This is a genomic window from Streptomyces sp. TSRI0107 (genome assembly GCF_001905845.1).
GTDB lineage: Bacteria > Actinomycetota > Actinomycetes > Streptomycetales > Streptomycetaceae > Streptomyces.
The window spans coordinates 183,074-200,168 of record NZ_LIVZ01000006.1; the positions used below are offsets into that span (position 1 = coordinate 183,074).

The 17,095-nt window shown below is 72.2% G+C and carries 15 protein-coding genes and 1 tRNA gene; 3 read left to right on the plus strand and 13 right to left on the minus strand.

Annotated elements, in window-relative coordinates; translation table 11 throughout:
- Nucleotides 1–62: 62 nt before the first annotated feature.
- Nucleotides 63–2,279, minus strand: a complete 2,217-nt coding sequence (locus tag AMK31_RS17345; protein WP_073941442.1) for an MMPL family transporter — start codon at nt 2,277–2,279, stop codon at nt 63–65.
- A 95-nt stretch (nt 2,280–2,374) separates the two neighbouring features.
- The gene (locus AMK31_RS17350) at nt 2,375–2,977 is read right to left on the minus strand and encodes a TetR/AcrR family transcriptional regulator (protein WP_073941443.1); all 603 of its coding nucleotides are present in this window, start codon (nt 2,975–2,977) and stop codon (nt 2,375–2,377) included.
- Nucleotides 2,978–3,202: 225 nt separating this feature from the next.
- Between AMK31_RS17350 and AMK31_RS17355 the strand changes: the two genes are divergently transcribed.
- Nucleotides 3,203–6,454 (plus strand): S41 family peptidase, encoded by a 3,252-nt coding sequence (locus AMK31_RS17355; RefSeq protein ID WP_073941444.1) that lies wholly within the window; start codon nt 3,203–3,205, stop codon nt 6,452–6,454.
- Between the two features lie 133 nt (nt 6,455–6,587).
- On the opposite strand, the gene AMK31_RS17360 is transcribed toward AMK31_RS17355, so the two are convergent.
- The 4 genes from AMK31_RS17360 to AMK31_RS17375 form a co-directional block, all read right to left on the minus strand.
- Nucleotides 6,588–6,770 (minus strand): hypothetical protein, encoded by a 183-nt coding sequence (locus AMK31_RS17360; RefSeq protein ID WP_073941445.1) that lies wholly within the window; start codon nt 6,768–6,770, stop codon nt 6,588–6,590.
- Between the two features lie 75 nt (nt 6,771–6,845).
- Nucleotides 6,846–7,739 (minus strand): SDR family oxidoreductase, encoded by an 894-nt coding sequence (locus tag AMK31_RS17365; RefSeq protein ID WP_073941446.1) that lies wholly within the window; start codon nt 7,737–7,739, stop codon nt 6,846–6,848.
- Nucleotides 7,736–8,653, minus strand: a complete 918-nt coding sequence (locus AMK31_RS17370; RefSeq protein WP_073941447.1) for an alpha/beta fold hydrolase — start codon at nt 8,651–8,653, stop codon at nt 7,736–7,738. Before AMK31_RS17370 ends, AMK31_RS17365 begins: the two co-directional genes overlap by 4 nt.
- Nucleotides 8,650–10,194, minus strand: a complete 1,545-nt coding sequence (locus tag AMK31_RS17375) for a flavin-containing monooxygenase (RefSeq protein WP_073941448.1) — start codon at nt 10,192–10,194, stop codon at nt 8,650–8,652. The genes AMK31_RS17370 and AMK31_RS17375 overlap by 4 nt, the downstream gene beginning before the upstream one ends.
- 178 nt (nt 10,195–10,372) lie before the next feature.
- On the opposite strand from AMK31_RS17375, the gene AMK31_RS17380 reads away from it, so the two are divergent.
- Nucleotides 10,373–10,993 (plus strand): MerR family transcriptional regulator, encoded by a 621-nt coding sequence (locus AMK31_RS17380; RefSeq protein ID WP_073941789.1) that lies wholly within the window; start codon nt 10,373–10,375, stop codon nt 10,991–10,993.
- 7 nt (nt 10,994–11,000) lie between these two features.
- On the opposite strand, the gene AMK31_RS17385 is transcribed toward AMK31_RS17380, so the two are convergent.
- On the minus strand, nt 11,001–11,804 hold the full coding sequence (locus AMK31_RS17385) for an exodeoxyribonuclease III (protein ID WP_073941449.1): 804 nt from the start codon (nt 11,802–11,804) through the stop codon (nt 11,001–11,003).
- A 68-nt stretch (nt 11,805–11,872) separates the two neighbouring features.
- Between AMK31_RS17385 and AMK31_RS17390 the strand changes: the two genes are divergently transcribed.
- Nucleotides 11,873–12,349, plus strand: coding sequence for a GNAT family N-acetyltransferase (locus AMK31_RS17390; protein ID WP_107468641.1), 477 nt, complete (start codon nt 11,873–11,875; stop codon nt 12,347–12,349).
- Between the two features lie 91 nt (nt 12,350–12,440).
- Here AMK31_RS17390 and AMK31_RS17395 read toward each other — a convergent pair.
- From AMK31_RS17395 to glp, 6 genes are all read right to left on the minus strand, one after another.
- A tRNA-Ala gene (locus AMK31_RS17395) sits at nt 12,441–12,514 on the minus strand.
- A gap of 65 nt (nt 12,515–12,579) precedes the next feature.
- Complete coding sequence (locus AMK31_RS17400; protein ID WP_073941451.1) at nt 12,580–13,848, minus strand: gephyrin-like molybdotransferase receptor GlpR; 1,269 nt, start codon at nt 13,846–13,848, stop codon at nt 12,580–12,582.
- Nucleotides 13,849–14,026: 178 nt separating this feature from the next.
- Nucleotides 14,027–14,662 carry a GNAT family N-acetyltransferase gene (locus tag AMK31_RS17405; RefSeq protein ID WP_073941452.1) on the minus strand — a complete coding sequence of 212 codons (636 nt, stop codon included), beginning with the start codon at nt 14,660–14,662 and terminating at the stop codon, nt 14,027–14,029.
- Complete coding sequence (locus AMK31_RS17410; RefSeq protein WP_073941453.1) at nt 14,659–15,174, minus strand: MogA/MoaB family molybdenum cofactor biosynthesis protein; 516 nt, start codon at nt 15,172–15,174, stop codon at nt 14,659–14,661. The genes AMK31_RS17405 and AMK31_RS17410 overlap by 4 nt, the downstream gene beginning before the upstream one ends.
- Nucleotides 15,171–15,686, minus strand: coding sequence for a cyclic pyranopterin monophosphate synthase MoaC (gene moaC / locus AMK31_RS17415; protein WP_073941790.1), 516 nt, complete (start codon nt 15,684–15,686; stop codon nt 15,171–15,173). Before moaC ends, AMK31_RS17410 begins: the two co-directional genes overlap by 4 nt.
- An 83-nt stretch (nt 15,687–15,769) precedes the next feature.
- On the minus strand, nt 15,770–17,092 hold the full coding sequence (glp, locus tag AMK31_RS17420) for a molybdotransferase-like divisome protein Glp (RefSeq protein WP_073941454.1): 1,323 nt from the start codon (nt 17,090–17,092) through the stop codon (nt 15,770–15,772).
- Between the last annotated feature and the right edge of the window lie 3 nt (nt 17,093–17,095).

Below are 17,095 nucleotides of genomic sequence, written 5' to 3' on the forward strand. Positions count from 1 at the left end.
AAGCCGGTGAGGGCGCCCCGTCCCCACGGAGCCCTCACCGGCTGGTCCCACCCGGTGCGCGGTCAGGCGCGGACCAGTTCGCGGTCCTCGTCCGGGTCCTTGCGGCCGTCGGACCCGGTGCGCAGGCCCTCACCCTCGACGTCGACGTTGGGCAGCGCGCGGTCCAGCCACTTCGGCAGCCACCAGGCCTTGCCGCCGAGCAGCGCGAGCACCGCCGGGACGATCGCCATGCGGACGACGAACGCGTCGAAGAAGACGGCGATCGCGAGGCCGAAGCCGATCATCTTGACCATGGACTCGCTGGAGCCGATGAAGCCCGCGAACACGGCCATCATGATCACCGCGGCGGCGGTGACGACCCGCGCCCCGTGCCGGAAGCCGGTCACGACCGCCTGGCTGGGCTTCTCGCCGTGGACGTACGCCTCCCGCATCCGGGTCACGAGGAACACCTCGTAGTCCATCGCGAGACCGAAGACCACACCGACCATGAAGATCGGCATCATCGACATGACCGGGCCGGTCTCCTCGACGCCCATCAGACCGGACAGCCAGCCCCACTGGAAGACCGCGACCACCGCGCCGAGCGCCGCCAGCACGCTGAGCAGGAAGCCGAGGGCCGCCTTCAGCGGGACGAGGATCGAGCGGAAGACCACGATCAGGAGCAGGAAGGCGAGGCCGACGACCAGGGCGAGGTAGGGCAGCAGCGCGTCGTTCAGCTTCTCGGAGACGTCGATGTTCATCGCCGTGGCGCCGGTGACGAGGACCTGTCCGTCCGTGCCGGCGGTCACGTCGGCGCCGGTGTCGCGGATCGCGTGGACCAGGTCCTCGGTGGTGGCCGAGGACGGCTTGGCGTCCGGGATGACGGTGATCGTCGCGGTGTCGCCGGCCTTGTTCGGGGCCGGCGGGGTCACCGTCACCACGTTGTCCAGGCCCTTGACCTCGTCGGCCACGTCACCGAACAGCGCCTGCGGGTCCTCGGCGCCCTTGCCGTCGACGACGACCATCAGCGGCCCGTTGAAGCCGGGCCCGAAGCCCTCGGACAGCAGGTCGTAGGCGCGGCGCTGGGTGGTGGACGTCGGCTGGGAGCCGTCGTCGGGCAGACCCAGTTCGAGCGAGGACGCCGGTACGGCGGCGGCACCGAGGCCGAGGACACCGAGCAGCAGGACGGCCACCGGACGGCGTACGACGAAGCTGGCCCAGCGGGTGCCCATGTTCGGGCGGTCCGGGTTCTTCGCGGCGCGGCCACCGCCGAGCAGCTTGCTCTTCTCGCCGGCCGGGCGGACCTTGCGGCCCGCGTAGCCGAGCAGCGCGGGGATCATCGTGAGGGCGATCAGGACGGCGATGACGACCGTGCCGGCCGCGGCGACGCCCATCTTGGTCAGCATCGGGATGTTGACGACCGACAGGCCGACCAGGGCGATCACGACGGTGAGACCGGCGAAGACCACCGCGGAGCCCGCGGTGCCGGCGGCCCGTCCGGCGGCCTCCTCGCGGTCGCGGCCCTCGGCGAGTTCCGCGCGGTAGCGGGAGACGATGAACAGGGCGTAGTCGATGCCGACCGCGAGGCCGATCATCGTGGCGAGGGTGGAGGTGGTGGAGCCCAGGTCGAGGGGGCTGGCCAGCGCGGAGATCGTCGCCACGCCGATGCCGACGCCGATGATGGCGGTGAGCAGCGGCAGTCCGGCCGCGAGCAGCGAGCCGAAGGTGATGACGAGGACGACCGCGGCGACCGCGATACCGATGATCTCGGAGCTGCCGGTGTGCGGCACGGCCTGCAGGGCGTCACCGCCGACCTCGACGGTCAGCCCGGCGCCCCGCGCGTCCTCGGCGGCGTCCTCCAGGGCGTCCTTGCTGGCGTCCTCCAGCTCCATGCCGGAGACCTTGTAGCTGATCTGCGCGTAGGCGATCCTGCCGTCCTGGCTGACGGACTTCGCCTGGTAGGGGTCGACGGCGGAGGCGACCTCGGAGCCGTCGGCCAGCTCCCGCACGGTCTTCTGGACGGTCGCCTTGTTCTCGGCGTCGGTCATCTTCTCGCCGTCGGGTGCCTTGAAGACGACCCGCGCGGTGGCGCCGTCGGCACTCATGCCGGGGAAGCGCTCCTCCAGCAGGTCGAAGGCCTTCTGGGCCTCGGTGCCGGGGATCGAGAAGGAGGTGGAGCCCGGAGTGGGGGCGCTGGCGGCGCCGACGCCCGCGAGCGTCAGCAGCGCCACCCATATCAGGGCGACGAAGTGCCTTCGCCGGAACGAGAACCGGCCGAGTCGGTACAGGAACGTGGCCACGAGGGCGTTCTCCCGGTCAGTCGTGGGGTTGTCAGGGCAGGGGTCTTGAGCCCGACGACGTGAGCGGTCGCGTCAGGTGGTCCGAGCCAGGTCGCTCAGGTGGTGGTGGGGACGCCGAGGGCGGGGAGGACCACGGCGTCGATGTACGAGGTGAGGAAGGCCTGCGTCGGTGGCAGATCGTCGATCAGCGCCCGGGTGACGAAGGCGCCCAGCAGCATGTGCAGCACGAACCCCGTCGCCGGGTTGTCCTCGCGGACCTCGCCCCGGTCGACGGCGCGTTGCAGCACCCGCCCGAACTCCTCCAGCTCCGGTTCGATGATGAGTTCCTTGAACGCCCGCAGGAGGTCGGGGTTCGTGTGGACCGCCATGGCCAGACCCCGCATCAGGGCGGTGTTCTGTTCCATCGCGCAGTCGTCCTCGCGGGTCACGAGGGCGTGGAGGTCGCTCTGCAGCGACCCGGTGTCCACGTCGGCGACACTGCCCGGTTTCATGTACCGCATCGCCGTCGCCACCAGCTCGGCCTTGCCGCCCCACTGGCGGTAGAGGGTGGCCTTGCTGGAGTGGGTGCGCGTGGCCACGGCGTCCATGGTCAGGGCGTCGTAGCCGACTTCGCGGAGCAGGTCGAGCACGGCCGTGTACAGCTCGGCCTCCCGTTCGGGCGTGAGGCGGCTGCGGCGCGCGGTGGCGGCCTCTGCCATGGTCCTCACCTCTCTCACGGGTTTCCGGCTGTGTCTCACGGGTTCCGAACGACACCGTTCGTAAACGACGGCCCGCGACCGGACCCTGGTGAACGACACCGTTTCGTACAGGACCACTGTAGCGCGGCCGACTTGCGAAACGAAACCGTTTCGTACGTGCGCTGGGTCACGTCTGTCAATGCCGCATAAGTTGCCCGGCTACCGGCCCGGGAAAAGCATGAAGAGATGACCTATTTGCGCCTGCCCCACCTCCATGGCGACCTGCTGTGCTTCGTGGCCGAGGACGACCTCTGGCTCGCCCCCCTCGACGCCCCCGGCCGGGCCTGGCGGCTCACCGCCGACCGCACCAAGACCGGCCACCCCCGCTTCTCCCCCGACGGCCGCCACATCGCGTACACGAGCTGGCGCAGCCTCGTCCCCGAGATCCATCTGATCCCGGTGGAGGGCGGCCAGGCGCGGCAGCTCACCTACTGGGGCAGCCCCGACACCCAGGTCCGCGGCTGGACGCCCCCCGAACAGGACGGCGCCGCCGACATCCTCGCCGTCGCCTCCCACGGCGAGCCCTTCTCGTACTTCACCTGGGCCTACAAGGTCTCCCCCGACGGCGACCCCGGCCGCAAACTGCCCTGGGGCCCGGTCTCCGACATCCAGGTCGCCGACCTCACCGACGGCCACCGGACCCTCCTGCTCACCGGCACCCCACCGCACGAACCCGCCTCCTGGAAGCGGTACCGCGGCGGCGCCATGGGCCGCCTCTGGCTGCACGGACAGCGGCTTCTCGCCGACCTGGAGGGCCATCTGCACTCCCCCATGTTCGTCGGCGAACGCATCGCCTTCCTCTCCGACCACGAAGGCGTCGGCAACCTCTACTCCTGCGCCCACGACGGCTCCGACCTGCGCCGGCACACCGACCACGACGCCTTCTACGCCCGGCACGCCGCGAGCGACGGCACCCGCGTGGTGTACCAGTGCGCCGGCGACCTGTGGCTCGTCGACGACCTCGCGCCCGACTCCGTCCCGCGCCGCCTCGACATCCGGCTCAGCGGGCCGCGCACCGGACGGCGCCCCTACCAGGTCCCCGCCGCGCAGCACGTGAACGGCCTCTCCGTCGACGACACCGGCCGGGCCAGCGCCGTCGTCGTCCGCGGCAGCCTCTACTGGCTCACCCACCGCGACGGCCCCGCCCGCACCATCGCCGACACCCCCGGCGTCCGCGTCCGGCTCCCCGAGATGCTCGGCCCCGGCGGCCGGGTCGCCTACGTCACGGACGCGGAGGGCGCCGACGCCGTCGAGATCGCCTACCTGCCCCGCGCCACCGGCGACGTCGCACCCCGGCGGCTCGCCTCCGGCGAACTCGGCCGGGTCCACGAAATGGTCTCCGACCCACAGGGCGAACGCCTCGCCATCGCCTCCCACGACGGCCGGCTGCTGCTGCTCGACACGACGGAGGACGCCGAGGGCGAGGTCACCGAACTGATCCGCTCCGTCAACGGCCCCGTCCGCGACCTCGCCTTCTCCCCCGACGGCGCCTGGCTGACCTGGTCCCACCCCGGCATCGGCCGCAGCCTCCGGCAGATCAAGATGGCCCGGATCAAGGACCGGTTCGTCGTCGACGTCACCAACGGCCGCTTCGAGGACGAGAATCCCGTCTTCACCCGCGACGGCCGCTACCTCGCCTTCCTCTCCTGGCGCGGCTTCGACCCGGTCTACGACGTCCACACCGGCGACCTCTCCTTCCCCCTCGGCTGCCGCCCCTACCTCGTCCCGCTCTCCTCCGCGACCCCCTCCCCCTTCGCACTCGACCCCGACGGCCGCACCGCCGCCGGCGGCCTCGGCCAGACCGCCGACGAGGAGGGCGGCGAGGGCACCGCGGTCACCGTGGAGGCCGAGGGCCTGGAGAGCAGGGTCACCCCGTTCCCCGTCGCCGCCTCCAAGTACTCGGCGCTGTTCCCCGTCGCGGGCGGCGGACTGGTCTGGCTGCGCTGGCCGATCTCCGGCGCGCTCGGCGAGACCTTCGTCAACCCGGACGACACCAGCGGGCGCCCCACCCTGGAGTACTTCAACATCAACAAAGCAAAGCGGTCCGAACTCGTCGGACACCTCGACTGGTTCGCCGTCAGCGGCGACGGCAGCCGGCTGGTCGTCGTCGACGAGGGCGACCTGCGCGCCGTCCCCGCCACCGAGCCGGGCGACAGCGACAGCACGACCTGGATCGACCTGCGCCGCATCCTCCACCAGGCCGACCCCGCCGCCGAATGGCGCCAGTCCTACGAAGAGGCCGGCCGGCTGATCCGCGCCTACTTCTGGGACCCCGGCATGTCCGGCATCGACTGGGACGCCGTGCTCGCCCAGTACCGCCCGCTCGTCGACCGGGTCGCCTCACCTGACGAGTTCGCCGACCTCCTGCGCGAAGTCCTCGGCGAACTCGGCACCTCCCACGCCTACGTCACCGCCGCCCGCCGCAACGAGGGCCCGCCCCAGTACCACCGCTGGCAGGGCCTGCTCGGCGCCAACCTGGTCCGCCGCGACGGCGGCTGGACGGTCCGCCGCATCCTCCCCGGCGACTCCTCCGACTCCAAGGCCCGCTCCCCGCTGGCCGGTTCCGGCATCCGCGAGGGCGCGATCCTCACCCACGTCGACGGCCGCCCCGTGGCCCCCGACACGGGCCCCTACCCGCTGCTCGCCGGAGCGGGCGGTACGACCGTGGAACTGACCTTCACCCCCGCCGAGGGCGAGGGCCGCTCCCGGCGCGTCGCCGTCGTCCCCCTCATCGACGAACGGCCCCTGCGCTACCAGGACTGGGTCGCCAAACGCCGCGCCGTGGTCCGCGAGTTGAGCGGCGGCCACTGCGGCTATCTGCACATCCCGGACATGGGCGGCTCCGGCTGGGCCCAGTTCAACCGCGACCTGCGCATGGAGGTCTCCCGGCCCGCCCTCATCGTCGACGTACGCGGCAACGCCGGCGGCCACATCAGCGAACTCGTCATCGAGAAACTGATCCGCCCCATCCTCGGCTGGGACCTCACCCGCGACGCCCAGCCGGTGTCCTACACCTCCAACGCCCCGCGCGGACCCGTGGTGGCACTCGCCGACGAGGCGACCTCGTCCGACGGCGACATGATCACCGCCGCGTTCAAACTCCTGAGGCTGGGCCCGGTCGTCGGCCAGCGCACCTGGGGCGGAGTCGTCGGCATGACCGGCCGCCACCGCCTCGGCGACGGCACCGTGATCACCGTGCCGATGAACGCGGCCTGGTTCGACGCGTACGGCTGGTCCATCGAGAACAAGGGCGTCACCCCCGACGTGGAAGCCCTGCGCACCCCCCTCGACTGGGCGGAAGGCCGCCACGCCCAACTCGACGACGCCATCCACCTGGCCCTCGACCTCCTGAAGACCAACCCCCCGGCAGACCCCCCGGACTACACGAACGTCCCGGACAGGAGCCGCCCGAAACTCCCGCCGAGGACGGCGATCTAGAGGACGGCGCTTCAGGGGCGCGGGGAACTGCGCGAGAACCCCCCACCCACCCGCACCCGGAAACGCTCCCCAAACGCACAGGGTGCCCCCGGCGAAGAGGGCACCCTGCATCCAGTCAAGCCGAGCGCAGCGGCTACGCGTCGTAGTCGTCGTCGAGGCGCTCCTGCTCACGCTCCCGCTCACGCGGCGGCGTCGGCTCGTCCTCACGACGCTGGCCGCGGCGGTTCTGGCCCGGCTCCTTGGCCTGGCCCATCTTGTCGCGAGCCTGCTGCTGCCACTGCTCGGCCTGGTCCTGGAACTTGTCCTTCATGCCCATGTGATTCACTCCCTGTGATGGGTGGGGGATGGGGCTCCCTCAGATTCACACGGGCCAACACGCTCTGCATGTCGATCAGTCACGCTGTGTAGCCCGCACCATCCGGGCCTCCTCGTCGGCCGCGCCGCCCGCGCCCACCAGCCCGGTCCGCATGCCCTCCAGCCGGTCCGCGAACCGCCGCATCTCCCGCTGCCCGACCGTCCCGATCACCGCCGGCAGATACCCGCGCACGCCCTGCATCCCGCGCAGCCACCACTGCCCGTACACATGGGCGGAGCGCCGCTCGATGCCGGCCACGATCCGGTCCACGGCCGGCCCCAGCGGGTACGTCTTGTTGGACGGCCACGGCAGCCGCTGCCTCAACTCCCGCATCACGTCCTCCTGATCGGCCCCGCGCACCATGTCCGTGTCGGTCCACGACAGATAGCCGACGCCGACCTTCACACCCCGGTACCCGACCTCCGCGCGCAGGCTGTGCGCGTACGCCTCCACACCCGACTTGGACGCGCAGTACGCGGTCATCATCGGCGCCGGTGTGATGGCGGCGAGGGAGGCGATCTGGAGCAGGTAGCCGCGGCTCTCCATCAGCACCGGGAGGAACGCCCGCGCGGTCACCGCCGAACCGATCAGGTTGACCTCGATCACCCGCCGCCAGGCCTCCGGATCGGAGTCGGCGAACGGACCGCCGGTCGCCACACCCGCGTTGGCGACCACGATGTCGACCTTCCCGAACCGCTCCTTGACCTCCCGCGCCACCCGGGCCATCGCCTCGTGGTCGGTGACGTCGGCGTGCCAGTGGTCGCTGTCGCTGTGCAGCCGCGCGGAGACGTCCTTGAGCGCGTCCGGTTCCAGCCCGACCAGCGCGACCTTCACCCCGCGCGCGGACAGCTTGCGCGCCAGCAGTTCACCGACGCCGCGCGCGGCCCCCGTGACGACGGCGACCTGCCCTTCGAGGCTCACCCTGCTCATGCGCCTTCCCTCACCTTCGCGTACGTCGTGACGAGTTCCCGTATCTTCCCGGTGACCAGCTCGGGCGCCTCCACGGGTGTCATGTGGCCGAGCCCGGGCAGCTCGGTGAGGCCGACCGCCCGCGGGAGCGCGGCGACGAGCGCCCGCGCCTGCGCGGGTGGCGTGAGCCGGTCGTGCGAGCCGACGACGACCGCCGTGGGCGCGCTCAATTCCCGTACGCCGTGGTCGAGGTCGAGCACGTCGAGGACGCGCGCCCAGCTGTGGCGCACGGCGCGCGGGCAGGCGTGCACGACCCGTGCGCACGCCTCCACCATGTGCGGGGCGGAACCGGCGCCCATCGTCCCGTACTTGAGGACGCGCTTCGCCAGCGGCGTGACCGGCCCGAGAGGGGCGCGCGAGGCGAGGACGCGCCGCGTCAGCCAGGTGCGCAGCCGTCCCGGTCGCAGCGGTACGACAGTGGCGGCGGCGACCAGCTGCGAACTTCCCGTGCTGCACAGCAGGACGGCCGCCGTGTGCTCCCGCACCCGGGCGCGGCCGGCCGCCGCCATCACCGTCATGCCGCCCATGGAGTGGCCTGCGAGCACCGCCTTCTCACCGGGCGCGAGGGTCGCGGCGAGCACGGCTTCCAGGTCGTCGGCGAGGGTGTGGGTGCTGCACGCCGGGTTCGCGGGGCTGCGGCCGTGGCCGCGCTGGTCGTAGGCGATGACCCGGTGGTCGGTGGCCAGGGCGCGGATCTGCGCGGCCCAGAACGCGGTCGAGCAGGCCCAGCCGTGGATGAGGACGACGGCAGGCGCGTTCTCCGGCCCGTGCACCTCGACGTGCAGCCGCGCGCCGTCGGCGGAGACGACGGTCAGCTCGTGGGCGGGCGCGGGCGGGGCGTAGGGACCGGAGACGACGTGGAGGAGGCGGCTCATATGGCGGCCTCGGCGGAGGCGGCGGGGGCGGCGCTGTCGGCGTCCTCGGAGGCGGCACCCTTGGCGGGCGCCCGCAGCACCTCGTACTCCATGAGGTCCACCCGCCGCGTCGCCCGCCGGAACTCCGACGTCGTGCCCGGCCAGATGGTGGTGTTGCGCCCGTTCGCGTCGAGGTACCAGCTGGTGCAGCCGCCGGTGTTCCACACCGTGCGCTTCATCCGCTCCTGCACCCGCCGGTTCCAGGCGTTCACGGCGCTGGGACGCGCGTCGAGCGCGGCGCGCCCGCCGAGCACGTCCAGCTGCCGTACGAAGTCGGCCATGTAGTTCAGCTGGGACTCGATCATCAGGATCATCGAGGAGTTCCCCAGGCCGGTGTTGGGCCCGATGATCGTCATCCAGTTGGGGAACCCGGCCGCGGAGGCGCCGCGCAGGGCCTCCATGCCGCCCTTCCAGACCTCGGCGAGGGTCTTGCCCTCCGCGCCGACGACCCGGTCCGCGATCGGCATGTCGGTGACGTGGAACCCGGTGCCGAAGATGATCGCGTCGACCTCGGCCTCGCTGCCGTCCGCGGCGACGAGCGTCGAACCGCGCACCTCCTCGAGCCCGCTCGCGAAGACGTCGACGTTCGGCCGGGCGAGCGCCGGATAGTACTCGCTGGACAGCAGGATCCGCTTGCAGCCGATGCGGTAGTCGGGGGTGAGCTTGGCGCGCAGCGCCGGGTCCTTGATCGCGCGGGCCATGTTCCGCTTCGCCAGCTGCTCGACGAAGCCCAGCTCGCCCGGGTGCTTGGTGAACGCCTGGACCTGCAACTCCCGGATGCCCCACAGCAGTCCGCGCCGGGCCTGCGTGGTGAACGGCAGCTGCCGGTGCAGCCACCGCTCGGCGCCGCTGATCGCGCGGTCCATGCGGGGCATCACCCACGGGGGCGTGCGCTGGAAGAGGGTCAGCCGGCCGACCCGCGGCTGGATGGCGGGCACGATCTGGATCGCCGAGGCGCCGGTGCCGACCATCGCGACCCGCTTGCCGCGCAGGTCGTAGTCGTGGTCCCAGCGGGCGGAGTGGAACACCTTGCCGGGGAAGGAGTCCAGGCCCGGGATCTCGGGGATCTTCGGGTCGGACAGCGGCCCGGTCGCGGAGACGACGATGTCGGCCGAGAGCCGCCCGGAGCTGGTCTCGATCTCCCAGCGGAGCTTCTGGGCGTCCCAGGTCATCATCTTCACCTCGGCGTTGAAGCGGAGGTGCGGCCGCAGCCGGAAGACGTCCGCGACATGCTCCAGGTAGGCGCGGATGTGCTGCTGCCCGGAGAAGGTGCGCGGCCAGTCGGGGTTGGGCGCGAAGGAGAACGAGTACAGGTGGGACGGCACGTCGCAGGCGCACCCCGGATAGCTGTTGTCCCGCCAGGTGCCGCCGACGCTGCCGGCGCGCTCCAGCACCACGAAGTCGGTGATGCCCTCCCGCCGCAGCCGCACGGCGGCTCCCAGCCCGCCGAACCCGGACCCGACCACCGCCACCCGCACATGCTCGTACTCGTGCTCGGCCATCCCGAAGCCTCCACGCATCGCTCGTGACCATGCCAGTGAACACTGGCGCAATGGGGAGACTAGAGGAGAGCCGTACTCACCGGTAGGGGTCGGAACGAGGAAAGTTACCGACGGTACGACTTAGGGTTCGAACGTGGCAGACAAGGCAGAGAAGCAGGCGGCGAAGCGCGAGTACCGCATGGAGGAACTGGCCCGCCTCGCCGGCATCACCGTGCGCACCCTGCGCTTCTACCGCGAACGCAAGCTGATCCCGCCACCCCGCCGCGAGGGCCGCATCGCCTGGTACGACGACCACCACCTGGCCCGCCTGCGCACCATCAGCGCCCTGCTGGAACGCGGCCACACCCTGAACGGCATCGCCGAACTCGCCGAGGCCTTCGACCACGGCCGCGACGTCGGCGACCTCCTCGGCCTCGGCGCCCCCACCGAGGAGACCCCGGTCCGCCTGACCCCCGAGGAACTCGCCGACCACTTCGCCGGCCAGGCCACCCCCGAGAACCTCGCCGCCGCCCTGGAACTCGGCTACCTCGGCACCGACGGCGACGAGATCGTCCACATCAGCCGCCGCCTGCTCGACGTCTCCTCCGCCCTCGTCCACGAGGGCATCCCCCTGGCCGAGGTCCTCGCCGCCGGCAAACACGTCCGCGAACACGCCGACGCCCTGGCCGACCTCTTCGCCGACCTGATCCTCCGCCACGCCGAGGAAACCGACATCGACCGCCTCCGCCCACTGGCCCGCAGCGTGGTGGAGGCGGAACTGTCACTGGCACTGGACCGGCGACTGCGGAAACAGAACTAGAGCAGGACTAGAGGTCGTAGACGACGGTGACCGGCGCATGGTCCGACCAGCGCTCGGCGTGCGTGGCAGCGCGCTCGACGTACCCCTTGACCGCCTTGGCCGCGAGGCCGGGGCTGGACACGTGGTAGTCGATCCGCCATCCGGTGTCGTTGTCGAAGGCCCGCCCCCGGTACGACCACCAGGTGTACGGCCCCTCGGTCTCCGGGTGCAGTGCCCGTACGACGTCGACGTAGCCGCCGGCCTCCGGGGTGAGGACCTGGGTGAGCCAGTCGCGTTCCTCCGGCAGGAAGCCGGAGTTCTTGGTGTTGCCGCGCCAGTTCTTGAGGTCGGCCCGCTGGTGGGCGATGTTCCAGTCGCCGCAGACCAGGACCTCGCGGCCGTCGGCGGCGGAGCGTTCGCGCAGTTCCTTGAGGTAGGCCAGGAACTCGCCCATGAAGCGCAGCTTCTCGTCCTGCCGCTCGGTGCCGACCTCACCGGAGGGGAGATAGAGGGAGGCGACGGTCACACCGGGCAGGTCGGCCTCAACGTAGCGCCCGCTGCCGTCGAACTCGGCCGACCCGAACCCCACCCGCACGCGGTCGGGTTCACGCCGGGTGTACAGGGAGACGCCCGCGCGCCCCTTCGCGGCGGCCGGGGCGTGCACCACGTGCCAGCCGTCCGGCGTCCGCACGTGTTCGGGCAGCTGCTGCGGCACGGCGCGTACCTCCTGAAGGCACAGCACATCGGCGTCGGTACCGGCCAGCCACTCCACGAAGCCCTTCTTCGCGGCGGCGCGCAGCCCGTTCACGTTCACGGAGGTCACAGTGAGCACCCCGGCACGATACCGGCACACTGGACTGAGTCCAGATTCCCGCTCTGCATAGAAGTACGATGCTTCACATGAATATACGCCGCGTCTCCTTCGATCACCCCGACGCCGTCAAGCTCAACGACGAGGTCCAGGCCGAGTACCACGAGCGCTACGGCGACGGCGGCGACGCCACCCCGCTCGACCCCGCCGACTTCGATCCCCCGAACGGCGTGTACTTCATCGCGTACGACGCGCTGGACCGGCCCGTGGCCACCGGCGGCTGGCGGCGCCAGGACCAGAACGGCGAGGGCAACGAGGACGGCGACGCCGAGCTGAAGCGGATGTACGTGATCAGGGAGATGCGCGGTCTCGGCCTCGCCCGCCGTATGCTCGCCGCCTTGGAGGACGACGCCCGCGCGGCCGGCCGTACCCGCATGGTCCTGGAGACCGGCACCCAGCAGCCGGAGGCGATCGCCCTGTACACCTCCAGCGGCTATGAGCCGTGCGCCAAGTTCGGCTACTACCGCTTCCACGAGGCGAGCCGCTGCTACGCGAAGGCGCTGTGACGCGGACCACTTGAGGGCCAGTCACCTGGCCCTCGCCCGCCGCACAACACGATAGAGCCCCGCTGGAATCCCAGCGGGGCTCTATGCTGCGTGGACCTGAGGGGATTTGAACCCCTGGCCCCCTCGATGCGAACGAGGTGCGCTACCGGACTGCGCCACAGGCCCTTGCAACGAGTGAAACTTTAGCACCTCGATCGCCCTGCTCGGAAATCCGCTCCAGGTCGGGCGGGCTACTCGTTGGCCGCGCGGGGCCGATCGCCGTCCTCGTACTGGTCGAACAGCGGCGTACGCCCCCGCTCCCGGGCCCGGCGCGCGGACGCGGCCCGCCGGGCGTCGCTGCGGCCGCCGCTCTCCGGCCGGTCCCCCTCGTGGTCCGCCGCCCCGTCCCCGGGGTCCTCCTGGGGCGCCTCGGCGGTCGCCCGGGTCTCCTCCTCGCGGGCGACGGCACTCGACCGCGCCGAGCTCCAGGCGTCCGCCGCCCCGAGGTCGACATCGGCGGTGGCCCGGGGCGCGACCGGCGCGGTCACATAGGTCGGCAGCGGCACGGGTACCGGCTCCCAGCTGTCGCCGTGTCCCGGCCGCCGCTGCCGCTCCCGCTGCTGGTCGACCCACTCGGCGTGGTCGGTCTGCTCGACGAGGGCCCGCCGGTCGGCGGCGAGCGCGGACAGGCCGGCGTCGGCCTCCGGCTCGGGTCCCTCGTCGGGTGCGTCGGTGCCGGCGGGGGCGGCGGCGGGCTGGCGGCGCGACTGGCGCACCCGCTCCCGCAGCCGCTGGGCGGCGACCTCCGCGCGGCGGCGGTCCATCTGGTAGGCGAACCGGCGGCGTTCCTGGGCGCGCAGGTACGCGATGTACGCGCTGAGCAGCACCGCGGGCACGCCGGGCGCCCACAGGAACGTGAGTCCTCCGACGGCGGCGACGACGGAGCCGAGCGTGAAGGCGAGGAAGAGCATCACGGTGGTGCGCCGGCGGCGCGCGAGGACCTTCGAGCGCCGGGCGCGTGCCGCTGCCGCCTCCGCGCCGGGCGCGCGCCGGGCGGCGGGCACCTGCTTGCCCGCCTCGGGTGCGGGTGTCGATCCGCGGGACGACGGCGCGTCCACGGCCGCGTTCCCGGCCATGTCCGCGGCCGCGTCCGCGGCCGGGTCCGCCGGTGCGGACGTCCGCGCGTGTGCCGGTTCCGCGCGTTCCGCGCCGCGTGCCGGCGCGGGCACCTGGGTCTGGGGGCGGGTCGGGGGCATGGCGAAGGCCCGGACGTCCACCGAGTCGGTGACGGCGTCCGGGTCGCTCAGGACGGGCTCCTCCTCGTCGGCGGAGCGCGCCCGCAGGTCCTTGGCGTATCGGCGCTCCATCCCGGCCCGTCCGGACAGCAACCGGATGGCTGTGCTGAAGCGTTCCGTCGGACGGGCCTCATTCAGCTCGTCCTGCCTACGGAGCCACATCGGCACCAAGTAGGCGGCCCAGGCCCCGACGATGACTGCGTAGATGAGGCCGCTGCTGCTCACGCCTCACACGGTAGAGGGGTTTGCGTGAGGCCATCCGCCAATTGAGCCGGTGTGTCGCACGATCTGGCTGATATTTCGAGCTTTTTTTGTGATCGATGCGATCAACGGGGCCCCGCGAACGTCAATTCGGCGTTCCGGAGCCGTCACCCATCGATCGAATTCGAACATTTATTCAATTTCAAGCCCGATTTCCCTGACCGCCCTGCACACGGGTGCGCCGCCACCGGTTCACCAGGCCGTCGGGCACTTCCTCCGCGGTGAGCGCGAAGACCAGATGGTCCCGCCAGGCGCCGTCGATGTGGAGATAACGGGGCCGCAGCCCCTCCTCCCGGAATCCGAGTTTCTCCACGACGCGGCGGCTGGGCCCGTTCTCCGGGCGAATGCAGACCTCGACCCGGTGCAGGCCGACGGTCCGGAAACAGTGGTCCACGACGAGCGCCACGGCGGTGGGCATCACGCCGCGGCCGGCCACCGCCTCGTCCACCCAATAACCGACGTGCCCGGAGCACATCGAGCCCCAGGTGATCCCGGCGACGGTCAACTGCCCGACCAGCCGCCCCTGGTACTCGATGACGAAGGGCAGCATCCGGCCCGCGTTCGCCTCGTTGCGCAGATGGCGGACCATCTGGCGGTAGGTCGGCCGGTGCGTGACCGGCCCGCCGGGCGCGGGCGGCGGAATGGTCGCCTCCCAGGGGCGCAGCCAGTCACGGTTGCGCCGGTTGACCTCGCGCCAGGCCCGCTGGTCGCGCAGCTTTATCGGCCGGAGGACGACATCGCCCTCCGCGAGCTCGACGGGCCAGGATGCGCTGTTCAGCTCGCACCCCCATGGCCGGGTCTGGGGTGGTCACCGCCGCGGATCTGGTCGACGGCGTGGATCAGCAGGGGTTCGAGGACGGCCAGTCCGTCGCGCACGCCGCCGGTCGAGCCGGGCAGGTTCACGATCAGTGTGCCGCCCGCCACTCCGGCCAGGCCCCGGGAGAGCACCGCGGTCGGCACCTTGTCCCTGCCGTACGCGCGGATCGCCTCGGCGATGCCCGGCACCTCCCGGTCGAGCACCGCGCGGGTGGCCTCCGGGGTGCGGTCGGTGGGCGAGATGCCGGTGCCGCCGGAGGTGACGATCACGTCGTACCCGGCGTCCACGCCCGCCCGCAGCGCGGCCTGCACGGGATCGCCGTCGGGGACGACCTGGGGGCCGTCGACGGCGAACCCGAAGGCCTTGAGGCCGTCGGCGATCAGCGGTCCGCCCTTGTCCTCGTAGACGCCCGCGGCGGCGCGGTTGGAGGCCGTGACGACCAGCGCCCGGTACGGCGGGGCGTCGGTGCTCATGCCCGGCTCCAGTCGCCCGACTTGCCGCCCGTCTTCTCCTCCACCCGTACGTCCGTGATGACCGCTCCCTTGTCGACCGCCTTGACCATGTCGATCACGGTGAGCGCGGCGACGGAGACCGCGGTGAGGGCCTCCATCTCGACGCCCGTGCGGTCCGTCGTCTTCACCGTGGCGGTGATCTCCACGGCGTCGTCCGCGACCGACAGGTCCAGTGTCACACCGGACACCGACAACGGGTGGCACAGCGGGATCAGGTCGGGGGTGCGCTTGGCGCCCATGATTCCCGCGATCCGCGCGGTGGCGAGGGCGTCGCCCTTGGGGACCCCTTCGCCGCGCAGCAGCTCGACCACGCGCGGGGAGACGAGGACGCGTCCGCCGGCGCGCGCGGTCCGCGCGGTCACGTCCTTGCCGGACACGTCGACCATGCGGGCGGCGCCCGCGTCGTCGATGTGCGTCAGGCGGTCCTGCTCAGGGGCTCGTCCGGGGGTCTCCCCCCGGGAAGGCACAGTCATGGTGTGGCGCTCCCGGTCCGGGCCCGTCGCGGTGCGGCGCACGGGCCTGTTGTGCGCGACACGGTACCTCCAACGCCGGGCGCTCAGCCGAGCAGGACCACCTCGACGTCGGTGCCGGGCTCCACGGACTCCAGGTCCTCGGGGACGACGATCAGCGCGTCCGCGTGGGCGAGGGCCGCGACCAGGTGGGATCCGGTGCCGCCGACCGGGGTCACCGTGCCGTCGGCGTACCTGGCCCGCAGGAACTGTCTGCGGCCCTTCGGCGAGGTCAGCGGCTTGTCCGCGGTGAGGGTGGCGCGGGTCCGCGGCCGGTGCACGTCATCGAGGCCCATGAGGGTGCGGATCGCGGGGCGGACGAACAGTTCGAAGGAGACGTACGACGACACCGGGTTGCCGGGCAGGGCCAGCAGCGGGGTGTGGTCGGGGCCGATGGAGCCGAAGCCCTGGGGCTTGCCGGGCTGCATGGCGAGCTTGCGGAACTCGATGCCGCTGCCGGGCTCGTCCTCGTCGCCGACGTGCGACAGCGCCTCCTTGACGACGTCGTACGCCCCGACGCTGACGCCGCCCGTGGTCACCATCAGGTCCGCGCGGACGAGCTGGTCCTCGACGGCGGTGCGCAGCGTCTCCGCGTCGTCGGCGACGGCGCCCACGCGGTAGGCGATCGCGCCGGCGTCGCGCGCGGCGGCGGTGAGGGCGAAGCTGTTGGAGTCGTAGATCTGGCCGCTCGCCAGTTCCTCGTCGGGCTGGACGAGTTCGCTGCCGGTGGACATCACGACCACGCGCGGGCGCGGGCGCACGCGTACGGTGCCGCGGCCGATGGCGGCGAGCAGTGCGATCTGCGGCGGGCCGAGGACGGTGCCGGCCTCGAGGGCGCGGTCGCCTGCCTTCACGTCGCTGCCCGTCGCGCGGACGTGCGCGCGCGCCTCGCACGGCCGGTACACGCGCACCTGCCCGGTGGCGCCCTCCGGGGCGAGGCTGCGGGCGCGCATCCCGGTGACCGGGCCATCGCCGAGGCCGCCGTCGGTCCACTCCACGGGGATCACCGCCTCGGCGCCGGGCGGGAGCGGAGCGCCGGTCATGATCCGGGCGGCCTGGCCGGGGCCCACGTGGAGCAGGCCGGCCTGGCCCGCCGCGACGTCCCCCACGACGTCCAGCGCGGCGGGGAACTCCTCGCTCGCGCCCGCGACATCCGCGACCCGTACCGCGTAGCCGTCCATGGAGCTGTTGTCGAACGGCGGCAGGGAGACCGGCACCGTGACGTCGTCGACCAGGACGCAGCCCTGGGCGTCGAGCAGGTTCAGCTCGATGGGTTCGAGGGGGCGGACGGTCGCGAGGATGTCCTCCAGATGTTCGTCCACCGACCAGAGGTGGTCCTGACCGGTGGCGTGGGGCGCGGCGGTGCTCAAGGT

Excerpts from the sequence above, each read along its gene's own strand:
- AMK31_RS17350 (WP_073941443.1), bottom strand. The coding sequence starts at position 2,977 with ATGGCAGAGGCCGCCACCGCGCGCCGCAGCCGCCTCACGCCCGAACGG.
- AMK31_RS17355 (WP_073941444.1), top strand. The coding sequence starts at position 3,203 with ATGACCTATTTGCGCCTGCCCCACCTCCATGGCGACCTGCTGTGCTTC.
- AMK31_RS17360 (WP_073941445.1), bottom strand. The coding sequence starts at position 6,770 with ATGGGCATGAAGGACAAGTTCCAGGACCAGGCCGAGCAGTGGCAGCAG.
- AMK31_RS17365 (WP_073941446.1), bottom strand. The coding sequence starts at position 7,739 with ATGAGCAGGGTGAGCCTCGAAGGGCAGGTCGCCGTCGTCACGGGGGCC.
- AMK31_RS17370 (WP_073941447.1), bottom strand. The coding sequence starts at position 8,653 with ATGAGCCGCCTCCTCCACGTCGTCTCCGGTCCCTACGCCCCGCCCGCG.
- AMK31_RS17375 (WP_073941448.1), bottom strand. The coding sequence starts at position 10,194 with ATGGCCGAGCACGAGTACGAGCATGTGCGGGTGGCGGTGGTCGGGTCC.
- AMK31_RS17380 (WP_073941789.1), top strand. The coding sequence starts at position 10,373 with ATGGAGGAACTGGCCCGCCTCGCCGGCATCACCGTGCGCACCCTGCGC.
- AMK31_RS17390 (WP_107468641.1), top strand. The coding sequence starts at position 11,873 with ATGAATATACGCCGCGTCTCCTTCGATCACCCCGACGCCGTCAAGCTC.
- AMK31_RS17410 (WP_073941453.1), bottom strand. The coding sequence starts at position 15,174 with ATGAGCACCGACGCCCCGCCGTACCGGGCGCTGGTCGTCACGGCCTCC.
- moaC (WP_073941790.1), bottom strand. The coding sequence starts at position 15,686 with ATGACTGTGCCTTCCCGGGGGGAGACCCCCGGACGAGCCCCTGAGCAG.